Here is a 16469-nt window from a genome sequence, read left to right as displayed (position 1 = left end):
GCCCGCGCCCGGCGAGCCGCGCGAGTCCGGGTCGTCCGGCTGGTTACCCACGGCGTGGTCGAGTCCCCCACCGCCGTGAACGCCAGCCGGGCGACCGGCCCGGCAACGGAAAGGAACAGCCCGCAGCCCACCGCCGACCGCGGCGTGCACCGTCACCGCGCGGCCCCACCGCCGTGCTCCGCCCATCGGTCTAGTGTCGATTCATGATCCTCGGGTTGATCGGCGCTTTCGGCTCAGCCTTGTGTTACGGCATCGCGTCCGTGCTGCAAGCGCTGGCAGCACGGCAAACCGCTGCCGTCGACGGCCTGGACGTCCGGCTGATGCTCCGACTCTCGCAATCCTGGCGATACCTGCTCGGCCTGGCAATCGACGGCGCCGCCTTTCTGCTGTCACTGGCGGCGCTGCGCACCTTGCCGCTCTTCGTCGTGCAGTCGGTGGTGGCCAGTTTCCTCGCGGTGACCGCGGTGCTCAGCGCCGTCGTGCTCAAGACGGCCCTGCCGCGCGTCGACAAGATCGGAATCGCCGTGGTCGTCGTCGGTCTGATCCTGGTCGGTCTCTCCGCCGCCGAGGACGCGCCGGTCCCAGTGGCACGATCAGTCAGCTGGGGAATGCTGGCGGCGGCGGTCGTGCTGCTCGTCGTCGCCGTCCCGCTCGCCAGACTCAAGGGCAGAGCCGGAGCAGCGGCGCTGGGAGGCATGGCCGGCCTCGGGTTCAGCGTCGTCGCGGTCGCCACCCGCATCCTGCCCGGCCCACTGACGATCGGTGGACTGCTCACCGATCCCGCCGCGTACGGGCTCGTCCTCAGCGGCGCACTTGCCCTGCTCACCTACTCAACCGCTATGCAACGCGGCTCGGTGACCATGGCCACCGCGCCGCTGGTCGTCCTGGAAACCGTCGTGCCCGCGGGCGTCGGCCTGCTGCTGCTGGGCGACCGCCCGCGCCCCGGCTGGGGATGGGTCGCCGCCGCCGGTTTCGTCATCGCCGTTCTCGGCGCTCTCAGCCTCGCCCGGCACGGCGAACTCCAGCCCGCGGCAGAATCGCGGGCCGGCAGGACGACCACCGTGCCGCCGCCCGGCTGAGGTGTTCGTACAGCATCTCCCCGACGCCGCCGACCTGCTCCACCGGTACGGCCGCCGGCACGCATGGACGGCGGCGGGTCACTGGCACAGGTCCTGGTGGCCCGCCCGGCCGACGCTGCTGGTGAACATGTCCTCCGGCATCGGTAATGCGGCACGGATTTCTGCTCACCATTCTGTGTGAATTGTTGCCTGCGTCACCTGTATCCGTTAGCAGAAGTGCCCTCCACCTCGGCTGTCAAGTCGTTTTCCATGCGGGATGAAGTGGGTGTCAACAAGCGCATGGCTACATTCGCCGAGCATATTCAAGAACTCGACGAAGAGGTGCGTATGAACAAACCAATCGCGATCAAGGCCGCCATCGGCGCGGTCGTCGCCGTCGCCGGATCGCTCGTGGTGGCCCCGACGGCAGCACTGGCTGTCTACACCTGCCGGGCCGGTGAGGTCTGCCTCTACCAGGACTACAACTACAAGGGCAGCGTCTCGGTGGTGACCGAGATGGGACCGGGCGGCCAGGGTTACGTCGTCGACTTCCGGGGCCACCGCTACACCAACGGCGTGGACCTCAACGACTCCGCATCGTTCGTCGTCAACAACACGAGCCAGTGGATCCGGCTCTACGAGCACGGCAACTTCAACAACTACAAGAACGGCGGCTGGTTCGAGGTCGGCCCCAACGGCCAGCGCAACGCCCCGTCGGGCATGAACGACAAGGCTTCGTCCATCAGCTGGGCGCCGGACCCGTACTGATCGGGCCTGATCGTGTAGCGACCCTGTGGCGGCCGGCCCGGCACCATCTGTCCGGGCCGGCCGCCCGGCAAGAAGTCGGCGGTGTTCCGGCGGTCGGCTCGCCGTCCTTCGTCGCCGGTGCGGTGGCCGCCAACCTGCTCGCCACCAGCATCGCCCGGTCCCAGGCCGCCGAACTGCCGCGGTAAGCCTGCCGCTCAACCTCCGTCCCCGATCCGGGTGCCGCAGCCGAGCAGCCCGTTGTGTCGTCGACAGCGACTGCAGTGAGAGCCGTCCCGCCCGCCGGAGCGCGGTGGAGACCGGCTGAGCGCGCCTCACCTGATCAGTGCGGATCAAAAGCCCCTGGGCGTACGCCGGTGCCGCGCAGGAAGAACGCGGAGAAGTTCGACGCGTCGGGGAAGCCGAGGCGCCGGCCGCACGCGCCCGGGCTCAGTCCGTCGTGGACCAGCAGGCGTTTCGCCTCCAGGAGCAGCCGCTCGGTGAGGTAGTCCTTGGCCGAGCGCCCGGTCGCCGCGTAGGCGCTGCGGGACAACGTACGCGCCGAATAGCCGAGTCTGCGCGCGTAGTGACCGACGTCGTGGTGCTCGCGGAAGTCCTCCTCGACGGCGAGCCGGAAGCGCTGGAACGTGCCGTCGGGCGCCGTCGGGGCACCGGCCGGCGGGTCGAGGCGCAGCAGCAGCGCCGACAGCAGCAGCCGCAGCACCTCGGTGTTGCGGTCGGCCAGCCCGAACTCGTAGCGCAGGTGGTCGAGCGCGTGCCAGGCCGGTGCGCCGGCGGTCCACGGCTCGGACGCCGGTGGGACGGGCACGGTCGGGACGAACAGGACCAGGTCGCCGGTGAGCGTGTCGATGCCGGTCCAGCGGTGCACGACTCCGGGTCCGATCCAGAACGCGCTGCGCGGCCCGAGCGGGTGCGTGGCGAAGTCGGCGGTGACGCTCCCGTGGCCGCTGCGGACGAACGCGAGCACGTGGAAGTCGGCCCGCTGGGTCGCGCCGTCGTTCAGCGCTCGCAGCCGGGCGAACGTCATCGTCTCCACGGGCGTCCACGCCTCGCAGGGCGGCTGGTAGACCATCTGCCGGATCACGTGTCCAGTTTTCACCACGGCTCGTCCCTCCACGACGATGCGGCCCGCACGGTGCGGTGGTTGATTGGTGGAGCGAAAGGGGAACGCACATGTTGCCCACTTATGACCACTACCGAGGTTCCGGCCCGACGCTCGTGTTCCTGCACTACTGGGGTGGCTCGGCCCGCACCTGGCAGCCGGTGATCGAGCGTCTGCCCGGGCGGGACGCCGTCGCGGTCGACGCGCGGGGCTGGGGGCGGTCGCGGGAGCTGCCCGGGCCGTACACGCTGGAGCAGTCGGCGCAGGACACCGCGGGCGTGATCGCCGAGGCTGGACTGCGGGAGTACGTGCTGGTCGGGCACTCGATGGGTGGCAAGGTCGCCCAGCTGGTGGCGGCCACCCGTCCGGCCGGGCTGACCGGTCTCGTGCTGGTCGCGCCGGGGCCGGCCGAGCCGCCCCCGGTCATCACTGCCGAGTATCAGCAGGCGTTGTCCCGGGCGTACGACTCGGTGGAGGGCGTCGCCGGCGCCCGCGACCACGTGCTCACCGCCACGCCGCTCGACGACGGCCTGAAGGCGCAGGTGCTGGCCGACTCACGGGACAGCGGACCGGAGGCGCGGGCCTGCTGGCCGTTGCACGGGATCGCGCAGGACGTGACCGCCCGCACGCGGGAGATCGAGGTTCCGGTGCTGGTGGTGGCCGGGGAGCACGATCGGGTCGAGCCGGTCGACGCTCTGCGGGCGCACCTGGTGCCGTACCTCCATAAGGTTGATCTTGTGGTGATCCCGGGGAGCGGGCATCTGATCCCGCTGGAGGCGCCGGACGCGCTGGCCCGGGCGATCAGCGCTTTCGCCGCGAGCTGACGGTTCGCCACACCACGTGCTGGGTGAGCAGGGTCAGCACGCCGCCGGCCACGATCGCCGCCAGGTTGATGACCAGTTGCAGGGCCGAGCCGGCCGCCTCGTCGCCGGCGCCGTAGCCGAGCGCGACCGCGGCGTTCGCGGCGGCCGGCACGGTGGTGACCGAGATCAGGACGCCGACCAGCGTGCCGGCCTTGGCCGAGGTCAGCGACAGGATGCCGGCGACCCCGCCGAGAAAACCGATCACCCAGGAGAGCGCGTCGGGTTTCCAGATGAAGTCGGTCAGCGGCCGGGCGGCCAGCAGCATCGACTCGTTCACCAGGCCGGCGAGGGTGAGCAGCCAGACCGCGCCGATGGTGATCAGCATGCCGAACGGGAACCCGATGCCGAGCGCGACCCCGCAGCGCCGGACCAGATGCCATTTGCGCTGGACCAGGCCGACGCAGAGGGCGGCGAGCGGGCCGAACTCGGGGCCGACCACCATCGACCCGACGATGAGGATCGGCTGGTCGAGCAGCACCCCGATCGCGGCGATGATCGTGGCGACGGCCATGAACGCCAGGAACGACGCCGACAGCTCGGCCTCCTCGCCGGTCTGCTGCTCGATCTCGTGCCAGACGACCGCGTCGACGCCGAGCCCGGGCACACGGCGGGCAGCCCGGTCCGCGGCGGCCGACATGGTGGCGTCGACACGTTCGACGACGATCGCGCCGTCCCGTTCGAGACCGAGAGCGCGCAGCCGGTCGAGCACCGCGCTGGCGCCCTCGCGGACCACGTCGAACTCGACGACGTCGCCGGCCGGTTCCAGCGCCGCGCCGGGCAGGACGACGAGGTGGGTGATCGCGTCGTCGCCGGCCAGCGCGGCCCGGACCCGGTCGGTGACCTGCTCCGGAACGATCACCCGGACGTGCAGCATGGACGCTCCCTCACTGGTGGAACTCACGGCTGGACCCGGACTCGGCCGCCTCGACCCGGACGTGCTGCAACCCGGCGATGATCGTGTCGACGAGGAACGCGTAGCTGCGGTCGACGTCGCGCGGCAGCCCGAACCCGCCGGCCGCCTCGACCGTGGTGAAGCCGTGCAGGCTGGAGCGCAGGACGCGGGCGGCGTCGACGGCGTGCGTGCCGGGCAGCTCGAAACCGGCCAGCACGTCGTACATCAGTTGCATGACCTCGTTGCTCACCCGCCGCAGCTCCTCGTCCTCGTCGCTGCTGTCCGGCGCCCGGACCGCGGACGCGTAGCGACCCGGGTGAGCAATGGCCCATCGACGGTACGCGTCAGCGAACGCCCGCACCGCGGCGGCGCCGGACTGCCCGACCGCGGCCCGCGACACCGCCTCGGTGAACTCGCGCATGGCGTGCAGGGTGATGCCGCGGCGCAACGCCTCGAGGGAGTCGACGTGCTTGTAGAGCGAGGGAGTACGCACGCCGAGCCGTTCCGCCAGCAGCCCCATGGTCAGTTTTTCCAGGCCGACCTCGTCGGCGAGCGCGGCCCCGGCCTCGATCACCGCGGCCGGGGCGAGCCCGGCCCTAGGCACGAGCGGTCGCCTGCAGGAACGTCAGCATGAGGGACACCGTTTCGTCGGGGAACTGGACGTGCGGGTAGTGGCCGGCGCCGTCGATCATCTCAAGCCGCCCGATGCCGGCCGGCATCGCGGTCACGACCGCCTCGCCCTCGGCTCGCGGGTCGGCCCAGTCCGGGTCGAGGGTGCCCTCGATGATCAGGGCCGGGCAGCGGACGTTGCCGAGCTGCTCACCGGCGTCGGCCGGGGACGTCTGGGTCATCTTCTGCAGCGCCTTCATGCGCCCCGGCTCGCGCAGCATCGCCTCGGTCGCGGCGAGGTCGGTGCTCCAGTCGGCGGGCTTCGTCCCCGGATACGCCAGATCGAGGTACCCCGTCCACGACGACAGCCGGCCCAGCATCGTGCCGACCATCTTCACCGCGCCCTTGCGGTACCGGCTGTTACCCAGGTCGCCGAGGCTGAACGACTGCGCGCGGGTGAACGGCGCGAGCTCGACGATCCCGGTGATCAGCTCGGGTGCCTGCGCGGCCGCGATCGTGGCGGCACCGCCGGAGATCGAGTGGCCGACCAGCACGGCCGGCCCGCCGAGCCGGCGGACCACCGCGAGCACGTCACCGGCGATGTCGGTGCGGGAGTAGGACGGCCACTGCGCACTCGACTCGCCGGCGCCGCGCAGGTCCACGGTGGCCACCCGGTAACCGGCCGCGACCAGGCGCGGCGTGACGAACCGGTAGGCGCTGCGGCGGTTGCCGATGCCGGGGACGAGGACGACGAGCGGGCCGTCGCCGGTCACGTCGTACGCAATGGTCCCGCCGTCGACGTTCAGGAACTCGGTCATGACGTATCCCCTCAGCAAGCTATCTTGGTTAGCCATAAAGCTAATGCAGTTAGCCTACGGGTGTCAAGATCCCAGAACCGGAAAAGCTCCGACGATCAGCTTCGGTCAGCGGCGGGCGTAGATGTCGCCCTGCGCGGCCAACTCGGCGAACCACGCGGCGTCGGCGACCCGCACGAACTCGGCCCCCGCCCAGAACCGCCTGACCGCCTCCACGTCCGCCGACGGCGAGCCGAGCACCCAGATCGCCACGTGCCCCAGACTCGGCGCGTCACCGGTCCGGACCGGCAGCTCGCCGTCGCGCACACACGGCTGCCCGGCGCACGGCTGCGCCCCCGGCACACCGGTGAAATTCACGACGACCTTCATTTCCCCGTACGAGTAGAGGTCCGTCACCCCGTCGTCGGCCAGCGGAACCGACGTCTCCACCCGGACGACGCCCGGCGGCACGACCGACGGCACCAGCGCGAAGTGTGTCACCTGCCCGCCCCGCCGCGCCCCCGCGATCGCCGCCACCGACAGTTCCAGCTGGTGGGCGGCGGCGATCCGCTCGTAGGCGGCGTCCTGAGCGGCCTGCCGTCGCGCGATGCGGATCTGCCCCACGACGCCGGCCGTGATCACCCCGAGCAGGAGAACACCGACGACGCTCAGGGGAATCCATACACGCTTCACGATCCGCGACTCTAATGGGTCAGCCCGCGCAATCGATGCCCGTCCGCGCGACGCGCACGGAGCAGACCGAGCCGGCGCGGCCTGGTCCGAGACGACGCAGGAGGTGCCGGCCGGCTCGGGTTGACCGGCGTCCGTAATAGCGGTGGCATCCGGACAGGGCCGCGACCAGCACCACGGCCAGCCGCACCGGCAACTTCTTCATCGCCTCGTCTCGTCCCGCTCAGCGGCGGGCGGTGGCGCCTCGACGCCACCGCCCGCCGTGCTCCGGCCGCTGGTCAGCGGTAGTGGAAGATCGGCGGCAGGAGCAGCACGACCGCAAACATCCACACCGCGTAGACCGGCAGGTACGCCGTCTGCCAGCGCTCGATCGCCGCGAACGCGCCGCGCTGCCGGACGAAGCTCAGCAGCAGCCACGCCGTCCACGCCAGGTTGACCAGCAGGACGATGTTCTCGCCGAGCGCGGCCACGTTGTTCGGGGTGGTGCCGTACTCGGCGATGCGGCCGGTCATGGTGAACAGCACCAGCGCGTCGATGATCAGGGCGCTGGCGACCAGGGCCAGCTGCATGAAGTCGACGGTGCTGCGCGGCGCCAGCGGGTCACGCGCCGACATCGAGTAGAGCAGCAGCCCGAGCACGACCGCGAGCAGCAGGTCGAACATCACCAGGGTGTCCCGGTCGACCTCGATGCCGCTGCCGTTCCAGCCGACGGCGACCAGGAAGGCGAGCAGGGCCACGGCGAACAGCGGAGTGAACAGGCGGGTGAGCACGGGCGCGATGTTCTCGATGACGCCCTGCTTGGCCTCGACGAGCCACCCGGCGACAACGACCGCGGCCATCCCGCCGCACGGCACGACCCACTGCCAGATGAGTACGTCGGGGTAGTTGCCGATCGCCGAGAACGTCCCGCCGAGGAAGGCGATCAGCACTCCCCCGCCGAGACAGATGAGGACCAAGTAGACGAACCATTCGCCGCTGAACCGGATGAAGTCCATCCGCCGCCGGGACGAACGCAGGTCGTCGGCGATGTAGGCGAGCCCGACCACCAGCCACAGCGCGATCGGCAGGTGCGAGGCCGTGAGCGCGACGGACTGGGACTCGTCGCCGAGCGGGTAGACGTTCGCGCCGACCGCTCCCACCACGAACAGGGCGGCCAGAACGGCGTACACCTTGATCGAAGCCTGTCGCCGCCAGGCGAGGAACGCGGCCAGCCACGGCAGGGCGAACAGCGCGAGGTTCGTGGCGTAGAAGTTGCCCTCGTCGTCGTAGCCCTGCCCGAACAGCTCGGGCAGTTTGACCGAGATCGCGGCGCCGGCCGCGCAGACCAGCATGGCGACCAGGTCACGCCGCTGCGGGGTGGCCTTCACCGGATCGCCGACGAACATCAGCTGCTTCCACAGCCGTTCGGAGTGCTCCCGCGCGAACTCGCGGGACAGTTCGTCGAGGCCGCCCATCCGCTTGACCGCGACGAGGAACGCCTCGTCGGGGCGCAGCCCGAGGCCGGTCAGCTCGTCGACGGAGTTGCGCAGGTGGTCCTCGAGCTCGTCGGCGTCGGAGGAGGCCAGTTCCGGGCGGCGGCGCACGTAGTCACGCCACTGCGTGAACTGTGCCTCCAGCTCGTCCGGCTCGTTCGTCACGGTCACGCGAAGGTCTCCCCTGGGTTCGTCAACCAGATCTGTTTGAGGGCGTCGACGACCGTCTCCCACTGGCGGTGCTGCTCAGCGAGTTCGGCCTTCCCCTGTTCGGTGATGCGGTAGTACTTGCGCTTGCGGCCCCCGTCGGCCGCCTGCCAGTACGCCTCGACGTGGCCGAGCCGTTCCAGCCGGTGCAGCAGCGGGTAGAGGAAGCCCTCGGTCCAGTCCAGCTCCCCGCCGGACAGGTCGTTGATGCGCCGCAGGATGGCGTACCCGTAGCTGTCGCCCTCGGCCAGGATGCCGAGCACGATCGGCGTGGCCGACGCGGCGACGAGATCCTTGGTGACGCGCACGGTCGCTTCCCCCCTCCATACCTAGAAGTGCGATGCATAGTAGATCAAGGTATGGACGGCGCACAATGACGGTTCGTCAGGCGGCAGGAGGCTGCCGCGGATGGACGAGAACGGCCAGGACACGGCGGTGGTCCTCGTCGGAGGCGGCCAGGCCGAGCTTGGTCATGATCGAGCTGGCGTGGGTCTCGACGGTCCGGGCGGTGAGCCACAGGCGCCGGGCGATGCCCAGGTTCGTGCGGCCCTCGGCCATCAGGGCAAGCACTTCCCGCTCACGGGCGGTCAGCGTGCTGAGCGGGTCGTCGGGTGGCCGCCGCCGGGCCACCACCGTCGGTGACGTGGTTCTCGACGGTGGCGGCGACACCGACGTGCGGGTCGGTATCGAGCACGCGCTGCGGGGGCCGGAACGCCCACACGTCGTCATCGTGCTCACCGGCGGTGACACGTCGTGGCCGGCCGCCCGGCCCGGCCCGCTCCCGGCGGGGCGGGCTGCCGCGTGGCCGGCCACACGGCTCGGCCCGGCCCGCTCCCGGCGGGGGCGGGCTGCCGCTGGAGGGCGCGGTCGTGCGTCGGGTTGTGGTCACCGGGCGTCTCGTCAGCGGCCGGCAGCGGATCGGGCGAGTGCCCGTCGGCTCTACCCTCCGGTCACCGGGTCGGACATCGTGGTCGTCACGCCGCCGAGGTTCGCGGCGGTCACCAGACAGGCCACGGGAGTAGCCGCGTGGTCAGGGTCCAGGCGCAGGGTCCGGGAGGTCGCACCGTCGATCGGGGCCGGGACGACGAACGGGCCGTACACCGTGACGGTCGCCCACTGGAAGGTGATCCGGGACGGTGGCAGCCCACGGGACAGGTCCCATCCCGGGGCCGCACAACGAGCGGTGTCACCGGCCACGGTCACCTGCGGGGTGTCCTGGGGATAAGGCTGGGTCGGCAGAATCGGCAGGTGCGCCCAGGCCCGGAACGCGGTGGGATCGGCGAAGTAGAGCGGCGACGCCTGCCCGCACGACTTGCCCGCGGTCTCGCCGCCGAAGCTGAACATGCCGACCAGCCGGGTGACCCCGTTGATCGTCTGCACCAGCGGGCTGCCGCTGTCCTGGTAGCAGCCCGTCACCGGGGGCGTCACGGTATCGGCGTCGCGGGACGTGGTGTCCGTGGCGCATACGACCGAGGCATCGTCCACGGTTGCGGGCGTCGCGTCGTGACAGGCGCGGGCGTCCGAGACAGTCAGGTCGCCGCGGTGCAGGACGTCGTTGCGGTAACTGTCCTGGCCGGCGATCCCGGTCGTGCCGTGGGCGAAGAACGTGACCGCGGAGCCGGCTGCCGGACGGTGCGAGGCGATGCGCAGGGGCATGACATCGGTCACCGGGGAGTCCAGGAGGATGACGGCGAGATCGTTGCGGGCGCTGGAGAGGTCCGGCCGGCCCGGGTCGACCGGAGACGGCAGAATGCGGTAACCGGGCAGGGTGGAGACACCGCGGATCCGGCGGACCTGACCCGGCTCGGACGACAGGACGTGGGCTCCGACGTGCACCTCCGTGCGGCTCGGGTCGGTACCGTCCACGCAGTGCGCCGCGGTCAGCACCCGGTCGGAGGCGATCAGGGCCCCACCGCAGCCGGCACGCTGCAGCAGGGGCGCGTCGCCGGTCATGGCCAGTGTCGCGACCCACGGGGCGGCGGTGTGATCGGTGACCGGGGTACCGCCGGACATCGCCGCAGCAGCGCCCGCCGTACCCAGCACCATCAAAGTCGCCGTGCCCGCTGCGGTCACCACTCTTCGAATGATCGACATGCGAAAGAATCTAGAGCGGACGATCCCTGAGATTCTTCCGGGAAGGCCCTGCTCCGACCCTCGGTTCACCGGCCGGCGAACTGAGGGTCGCAGCAGGGCGGCACCACCGACAGCCGCTCCGAGCACCGCGCTTCGCACCGCTCAAGCCGCCGGCGCAGAACCGGCCCCGATCCGATCGGTGTGGGAAGACGGGCACTCAGCGGACGGCTCGGGCCTCACCCGGTCCGCGGAAACGGTGGATCTCCTGCGGCCAGTCGAGGGCGACCGCCAGCCGCCCCGCCCAGTAGCGGGCGGTCTCGTCGTCCGGCACGTCGATCACGCAGAAGCCGCCGAGGTGTTCCTTGGTCTCGACGTAGGGACCGTCGCTGAACAGCGGTTTCCCGTCGACCAGTTCGACCGAGCAGATCGCGGTGGACCGGTCGAGCGCCCCGTTCGAGAAGAGCAGCACGTCCTGCTCTTTCATCTCCGCGATCACGGCCCGGCTGGTCACGCTCTTCGCCTGGATCTGTTCGGGCGTGTGCTCGGGTACCCACTCGTCGTTGAAGGCGATCAGGTATTCCGTCATGGTTTGTTCCTCCTCCGGACGCGGTCGTTCGCCGCTGTAGTTATGCCACGAACGGCCGCGCCCGGTTCCGACATCACGCCGGATGAAAGGTGGAACTCATGCGCCCTTCGCCGGGGCCACGCACGTACCGGGTGGTGCGGTCGGCACGCCGATCTGCGCCATCGACTGGTTGACCTCGGTGAACGTGGCAAGCGACTGGAACTTGGAACCGATCACGATGTCGATGACGTCGTTGGTGCGTTCGGCGTTGTACTCCGGGACCGCGTCGCCCAGGAAGTAGGCGCGGATCCATTGAGCGGCGCCGACCGTCTTCGGCCCGTACTGAATGAGGGCCACATCAGTGACCTTCTTCTTGCTGTCCTTCGTCGGCTGCGTCACGAAGCCGCGATCCTTGAACTCGTTGCTGACCTGGTCGGCCAGGCCGGGCGTGCGAGTGCCGTTGAGCACGCGCAGCTTGACCTGGTCGGCTTCGGTCGGCAGCGTGAGGTTGACCGTCGTCGCGCCGGCCGGGCAGCCGCCCGCAACCGCGCCACCCTGCGAATCCTTCACGAGCGCGAACACCACTGCCACGGCCGCCGCCACGGCAAGCACACCGAACACCAAATACGCCCGCAGGCGAGTGAACCCCATAAAGACACTGACGCTTTCCGGCCGATTTTTGTTGCACAAGGTACCCGTTGTCTCAGCCATCAAGACAGGGACCCAACCAAGATCACTTCCCGGTACGGCGGGACAGCTGCTCCTTCAGCCAGTGGTAGCTCGCCCGGGGTGTACGGACACCGGTAACGTAGTCGACGTGCGCCAGCCCGAAGCGGGGCCCATAACCGCGCGCCCACTCGAAGTTGTCGATGAGTGACCAGTAGAAGTATCCGCGCAGGTCGACCCCGGCGTCGTCCACCGCCCGGGCCGCGGCCGCGACGTGCTCGGCCACGAATCGGATCCGCTCCGGGTCGTCCCCGGTGTCGTCGCGCACTTCGGCGATGCCGTTCTCGGTGACGTAGACCGGCGGCAGCCCCGGGTAGCGCCCGGCGAGCCCGGTGAGCGTGTCGTAGAGCCCGCGCGGTTCGACGGGCCAGCCCAGGTCGGTCAGCGGGACGCCCTGGCGGGGCACCGCCCGTACGCCGATGTCGTCGGCCGTCCGCAGCGCCGGTTCGTCCTGCTCGCGCGGCACGTCGGCGGCGTGGATGCGGTAGTAGTAGTTGACGCCGAGGAAGTCGAGCGGCGCCCCGATGACGTCCAGGTCCCCGTCGCGCCGGAACGACAGGTCGCTGACCCCGGCGTAGAGGCGCTCGAATCCGTCCGGGTAGGCGCCGCCCAGCACCGGGTCGGTGAACTGCCGGTTGAGCAGCAGGTCCATCCGGTTCGCGGCGGCCTCGTCGGCGGCCGAGGTGCTGGCGGGAACGGCCGGGGACAGGTTGAGCGTGATGCCGACCCGCCCGCCGGGGGCCGCCGCCCGCAGTGCCGCGACCGCCAGCCCGTGCCCGACGAGCAGGTGGTGGGCGGCGGCGAGCGCGCCGTGACCCTCCCGCGCGCCCGGGGCGTGGCGGCCCTCGGCGTATCCGGCGATCGACGACACGTACGGCTCGTTGAGCGTGATCCAGTCGTGCACCCGGTCACCGAGCCGGTCGGCGACCACGGTCGCGTAGTCGGCGAAGCGCTCGGCGGTGTCGCGTTCCCGCCAGCCGCCGGTCTCCTCGAGGGCCTGCGGCAGGTCCCAGTGGTAGAGCGTGACGAACGGCCGGATGCCGCGTTCGCACAGCGCGTCGACGAGCCGGTCGTAGTAGTCGAGTCCGGGTTTGTTCACCTCGTCGCGGCCGGTCGGCATGACCCGGGGCCAGGCGACCGAGAACCGGTACGCGTCCACGCCGAGCCCGGCCAGCAGCTCCACGTCGTCGCGCCACCGGTGGTAGCTGTCGCAGGCCACCGCCCCGGACGAGCCGCCGGTGATCACGCCGGGGCGGCGGCAGAACGTGTCCCAGACGGAGTCGCCGCGCCCGTCCTCGGCGACACCACCCTCGATCTGGTACGCGGCGGTGGCCGCTCCCCAGACGAAGCCGTCCGCCATGTCGGGCAGTTCGTATGACGTTGTCAACCTTTGATCGCTCCTTGCATGATGCCGCCGACGATCTGCCGGCCGAGGACCATGAAGATCACCAGGATCGGGAGCGTGGACAGCAGTGTTCCGGTCAGGGTGAGCGTGTAGTCGGTGGTGTAGCCGCTGGCCAGCGACGACAGGGCGACCTGGACGGTGGCGTTGTTCTGCAGCACGACCAGCGGCCAGAAGAAGTCGTTCCAGGCCTGCATGAAGGTGAACAGCCCGAGCACCGCCGCTGCGGGTCGGGCGGCCGGCAGCACCACGTGCCAGTAGAGGCCGAACGTGCTGCACCCGTCCATGCGGCCGGCCTCCAGCAGCTCGTCGGGGACGGCGCGGCCCAGGTACTGCGTCATGAAGAAGACGCCGAACGCGGTGACCAGACCGGGGACGATCACGGCGGCGAGCTGGTCGGTCCAGCCGAGCTTGGCCATCAGCAGGTAGAGCGGGATGATGCCGAGCTGCTGCGGGACGACCGACGTGCCGATCGCCAGGGCGAGCAGCACCTTGCGGCCGCGGAAGCGCAGCTTGGCGAAGGCGAAACCGGCCAGGGTCGAGAAGAACACGACCGAGACCGTCACCGAGGCGCTGACGATGAACGAGTTGAGCAGCGCACGGGCGAAGTCGGTGCTGTCGAAGACGCGGGCGATGTTGTCGAACAGGTGCCCGCCGGGGATCAGGACCGGGGGCGTCTGGGCGACGGCTTCACCGGTCTGCGACGCCACGACGAAGGACCAGTAGAGCGGGAAGACCGACCCGGCCACGACCGCCAGCAGCGCGCCGTAGGTCCACACGGACGCGCGCCGCGGATAGCCGAACCGGCGTCGGCGAGCTGACGGCTTCGGAGCGGCTGACGCCGTACGCACGGAAGGCCTTTGATCTGTCAGAACGGTCACGGCGGGCCTACCCCTCGTCGTTGGCGATGCGCCGGGTCAGCAGGTAGTTGGCGATCGCGAAGATGGCGATGACCAGGCAGAGCGTCCACGCGATGGCCGAGGCGTAACCGAAGCGGAACTCCCGGAAGCCCTGTTCGTACATGAACAGCGCGGCGGTCTGGAACTGCCGGTCGGAGCCGCCGGTCGGGGTGGACGTGCCGGCGAACAGCAGCGGCTCGGCCATGATCTGCAGGCCGCCGATGGTCGAGATGACCGCGGTGAAGATGATCGTCGGGCGCAGCTGCGGCACGGTGATCCGCCAGAACTGCTGGTTCGAGGACGCGCCGTCGAGCTCGGCCGCCTCGTAGAGGTCGTGCGGGATGGCCTGCATCGAGGCGAGGTAGATCAGCGCGTTGTAGCCGGTCCAGCGCCAGGCGACGATGACGGAGATGGCCAGGTGCGAGCTCCAGGTGTTGGCCTGCCAGTCGACCGGACCGATACCGATCAGGCCGAGCACCCAGTTGATCATGCCGAAGTCGCGGCCGAACATCTGCGTGAACACGATCGTCACCGCGACGATCGAGGTGATGTTGGGCAGCAGCACGCCCATCCGCAGGCTGGTCCGGGCGCGCAGCCGGTGGTTGAGCAGGTGCGCGATCCAGAGTGCGGCGAGCAGCTGCGGCACGGTGGAGAGCACCCAGATGCTCAGGGTGTTACCCAGCGCGTTCCAGAAGTACGGGTCGTGCAGCAGCTCGCGGTAGTTGGCCAGGCCGACCCACGTGTGCTCGCCGGCGTCCAGCAGGTCCCAGTCGTTGAACGAGACGAACCCGGTGTAGAGCAGCGGGAACAGCCCGAAAGCGGCGAAGAGCAGGAAGAACGGCGTGACGTAGAGGTAGGGCGAGCCCTTCGTGTCGAGCCGGTTGAGCAGGGTCATCGAAAATCCTTCACCGGGGTGGCCGGCGGCTCCCCCAAGAACCGCCGGCCGTGCGAGGTTGGCCTATTTCTTCAGTCGCTCGACGTCGCTGACGGTCTGCTGCCAGGACTGTTCCGAGTTCTGTTTGCCCTGCTCGACCCGGACGAGGCCGTCGCGGATGGTGGTCTGGATGTCACCGGTGCGCGGGCCCTGGTACTGCGGCTTGAGCTGCTTCGCGGCGGTGGTGAAGATCGTCCCGACCGGCGCGTTGTTGAAGAACGGATCCTTGTACTGGGCGATCTCCGGCTTGTCGTAGAGCGCCGGGATCGACGGGAGCAGGCCCTGGGTGGTGAAGACCTTCGCCTGCTGCTCGGGGGCGGTCAGCCAGGCAGCTAGCGCCTTGGCTTCCTCGATGTGTTTACCCTGCTTGGGGATGGTCAGGTACGAGCCGCCCCAGTTGCCGCCGCCGCCGGGGATCGAAGCGATGTCCCACTTGCCGGCGTACGCCTTGGCCTGGTCCTTGATCTTCGTCATCATCCACGCGGGGCAGGCGATGGTGGCGAACTGCCCCTTGGCGAAGCCGTTGTTCCACTCCGGCGAGCTCTCGATCAGTTTCGCGCTCAGGTTCGCCTGGATCGCCTTGACCACCAGGTCCCAGGCGTTGCGCACCTCGGGGTTGGTGCCGACGACGATCGTGTTGTCCTCGCTGTAGAAGCCCTGCGGGGCCTGGCCGATCACGGCGTTGTAGAGCGCGCCGCCGCCGTCGAAGAACGCGGTGCCCTTCGGCGCCTTCTCGGTGTACTTCTTGCCGGCCTCGATGTACTTGTCCCAGCCCGACGCCCACTGCGCCGAGACCGCCTCGCGGTCGGACGGCAGCCCGGCCTGCTCGAACAGGTCGCGGCGGTAGCAGATGGCCAGGCCGCCGACGTCGGTGCCGTAGCCGATCTGCTTGCCGTCCTTCGTGATCGACGCCTGCCACTTCCACGGCAGGTACTGCGAGGCGCGGTCGGTGCCGAGGTCGGTGAACTGCTTGCCGGCCTCGCGCATCTGGGCGATGAAGCCGGTGTCGACGCCCTCGATGTCACCGGCGCCGGTCCCGGTCGCCAGGTGCGTGGCCAGGTCCCGGTGATGGTCGTTGTAGGCGGCCGTGTGCTCGGCGATCTTGATGTTCGGGTGGGCCTTCTCGTACTCGGCGTAGAGCGCCTTGTAGCCGAAGTTGCCGAACAGGTTGACGTTCAACGTGACGGTTCCGCCGCTGCTGCCGGCGTTGCCGCTGGAGCCGCAGGCGGTGAGCATCATGGCGCCGGCCGCGGCGGCGGCCAGAAGCCGCGCCGTTCGGGACAAACGCATGTGAAGTTCCCCCATCGTAAGGATGTAACCGGTTTCATGAAACCGGTTACATGATCAAGTTCGAAAAGGTTGCGACGACCGGGCGGGAGGTTCGAGACGGGGCGGATCGCGCCCTTGAGCCAAGAGTT

At 69.9% G+C, this 16469-nt stretch carries 18 protein-coding genes; 3 read left to right on the top strand and 15 right to left on the bottom strand.

Going from position 1 to position 16469, the window contains the following annotated elements:
* Window positions 1-203 precede the first annotated feature (203 nt).
* Entirely contained in the window at window positions 204-1079 is an 876-nt protein-coding gene (locus ACH442_RS34655) for a hypothetical protein (protein WP_396342285.1), read from the top strand.
* 327 nt (window positions 1080-1406) lie between these two features.
* A complete protein-coding gene (locus tag ACH442_RS34650) occupies window positions 1407-1826 on the top strand; it encodes a peptidase inhibitor family I36 protein (protein ID WP_396342284.1) in 420 nt (139 codons plus the stop codon).
* Between the two features lie 319 nt (window positions 1827-2145).
* Here the strand turns inward: ACH442_RS34650 and ACH442_RS34645 are convergent, their stop codons facing one another.
* Window positions 2146-2922, bottom strand: coding sequence for a helix-turn-helix domain-containing protein (locus ACH442_RS34645; protein ID WP_396342283.1), 777 nt, complete (start codon window positions 2920-2922; stop codon window positions 2146-2148).
* Between the two features lie 74 nt (window positions 2923-2996).
* Between ACH442_RS34645 and ACH442_RS34640 the strand changes: the two genes are divergently transcribed.
* Complete coding sequence (locus ACH442_RS34640; protein ID WP_396342282.1) at window positions 2997-3749, top strand: alpha/beta fold hydrolase; 753 nt, start codon at window positions 2997-2999, stop codon at window positions 3747-3749.
* Here the strand turns inward: ACH442_RS34640 and ACH442_RS34635 are convergent.
* From ACH442_RS34635 to ACH442_RS34570, 14 genes are all read right to left on the bottom strand, one after another.
* Window positions 3727-4662: a DUF389 domain-containing protein gene (locus ACH442_RS34635; RefSeq protein ID WP_396342281.1), complete on the bottom strand. Its 936-nt coding sequence runs from the start codon at window positions 4660-4662 to the stop codon at window positions 3727-3729. The genes ACH442_RS34640 and ACH442_RS34635 overlap by 23 nt on opposite strands.
* Before the next feature lie 10 nt (window positions 4663-4672).
* On the bottom strand, window positions 4673-5284 hold the full coding sequence (locus ACH442_RS34630) for a TetR/AcrR family transcriptional regulator (protein WP_396342280.1): 612 nt from the start codon (window positions 5282-5284) through the stop codon (window positions 4673-4675).
* Window positions 5277-6107: an alpha/beta fold hydrolase gene (locus ACH442_RS34625; protein ID WP_396342279.1), complete on the bottom strand. Its 831-nt coding sequence runs from the start codon at window positions 6105-6107 to the stop codon at window positions 5277-5279. Before ACH442_RS34625 ends, ACH442_RS34630 begins: the two co-directional genes overlap by 8 nt.
* A 105-nt stretch (window positions 6108-6212) precedes the next feature.
* The gene (locus ACH442_RS34620) at window positions 6213-6776 is read right to left on the bottom strand and encodes a hypothetical protein (RefSeq protein ID WP_396342278.1); all 564 of its coding nucleotides are present in this window, start codon (window positions 6774-6776) and stop codon (window positions 6213-6215) included.
* Between the two features lie 275 nt (window positions 6777-7051).
* Window positions 7052-8416 carry a permease prefix domain 1-containing protein gene (locus ACH442_RS34615; RefSeq protein WP_396342277.1) on the bottom strand — a complete coding sequence of 455 codons (1365 nt, stop codon included), beginning with the start codon at window positions 8414-8416 and terminating at the stop codon, window positions 7052-7054.
* Window positions 8413-8760: a PadR family transcriptional regulator gene (locus ACH442_RS34610; protein ID WP_396342276.1), complete on the bottom strand. Its 348-nt coding sequence runs from the start codon at window positions 8758-8760 to the stop codon at window positions 8413-8415. Before ACH442_RS34610 ends, ACH442_RS34615 begins: the two co-directional genes overlap by 4 nt.
* Window positions 8761-8836: 76 nt before the next feature.
* A complete protein-coding gene (locus tag ACH442_RS34605; protein ID WP_396342275.1) occupies window positions 8837-9181 on the bottom strand; it encodes a response regulator transcription factor in 345 nt (114 codons plus the stop codon).
* A gap of 210 nt (window positions 9182-9391) precedes the next feature.
* Window positions 9392-10546, bottom strand: coding sequence for a S1 family peptidase (locus ACH442_RS34600; RefSeq protein ID WP_396342274.1), 1155 nt, complete (start codon window positions 10544-10546; stop codon window positions 9392-9394).
* A 196-nt stretch (window positions 10547-10742) separates the two neighbouring features.
* Complete coding sequence (locus ACH442_RS34595) at window positions 10743-11111, bottom strand: YciI family protein (RefSeq protein WP_396342273.1); 369 nt, start codon at window positions 11109-11111, stop codon at window positions 10743-10745.
* 96 nt (window positions 11112-11207) lie between these two features.
* Entirely contained in the window at window positions 11208-11801 is a 594-nt protein-coding gene (locus ACH442_RS34590; RefSeq protein WP_396342272.1) for a LytR C-terminal domain-containing protein, read from the bottom strand.
* 22 nt (window positions 11802-11823) lie between these two features.
* Window positions 11824-13203, bottom strand: coding sequence for a GH1 family beta-glucosidase (locus tag ACH442_RS34585; protein ID WP_396342271.1), 1380 nt, complete (start codon window positions 13201-13203; stop codon window positions 11824-11826).
* A complete protein-coding gene (locus ACH442_RS34580; protein ID WP_396342270.1) occupies window positions 13200-13997 on the bottom strand; it encodes a carbohydrate ABC transporter permease in 798 nt (265 codons plus the stop codon). The genes ACH442_RS34585 and ACH442_RS34580 overlap by 4 nt, the downstream gene beginning before the upstream one ends.
* A 109-nt stretch (window positions 13998-14106) precedes the next feature.
* The gene (locus tag ACH442_RS34575; protein WP_396342269.1) at window positions 14107-15012 is read right to left on the bottom strand and encodes a carbohydrate ABC transporter permease; all 906 of its coding nucleotides are present in this window, start codon (window positions 15010-15012) and stop codon (window positions 14107-14109) included.
* A 63-nt stretch (window positions 15013-15075) separates the two neighbouring features.
* Entirely contained in the window at window positions 15076-16341 is a 1266-nt protein-coding gene (locus tag ACH442_RS34570) for an extracellular solute-binding protein (protein ID WP_396342268.1), read from the bottom strand.
* Window positions 16342-16469: the final 128 nt, after the last annotated feature.

The organism is Actinoplanes sp. NPDC020271 (genome assembly GCF_044388125.1).
GTDB lineage: Bacteria > Actinomycetota > Actinomycetes > Mycobacteriales > Micromonosporaceae > Actinoplanes.
The sequence above is the reverse complement of the archived record's forward strand: the minus strand, read 5'-3'. Positions and strand labels throughout refer to the sequence as shown.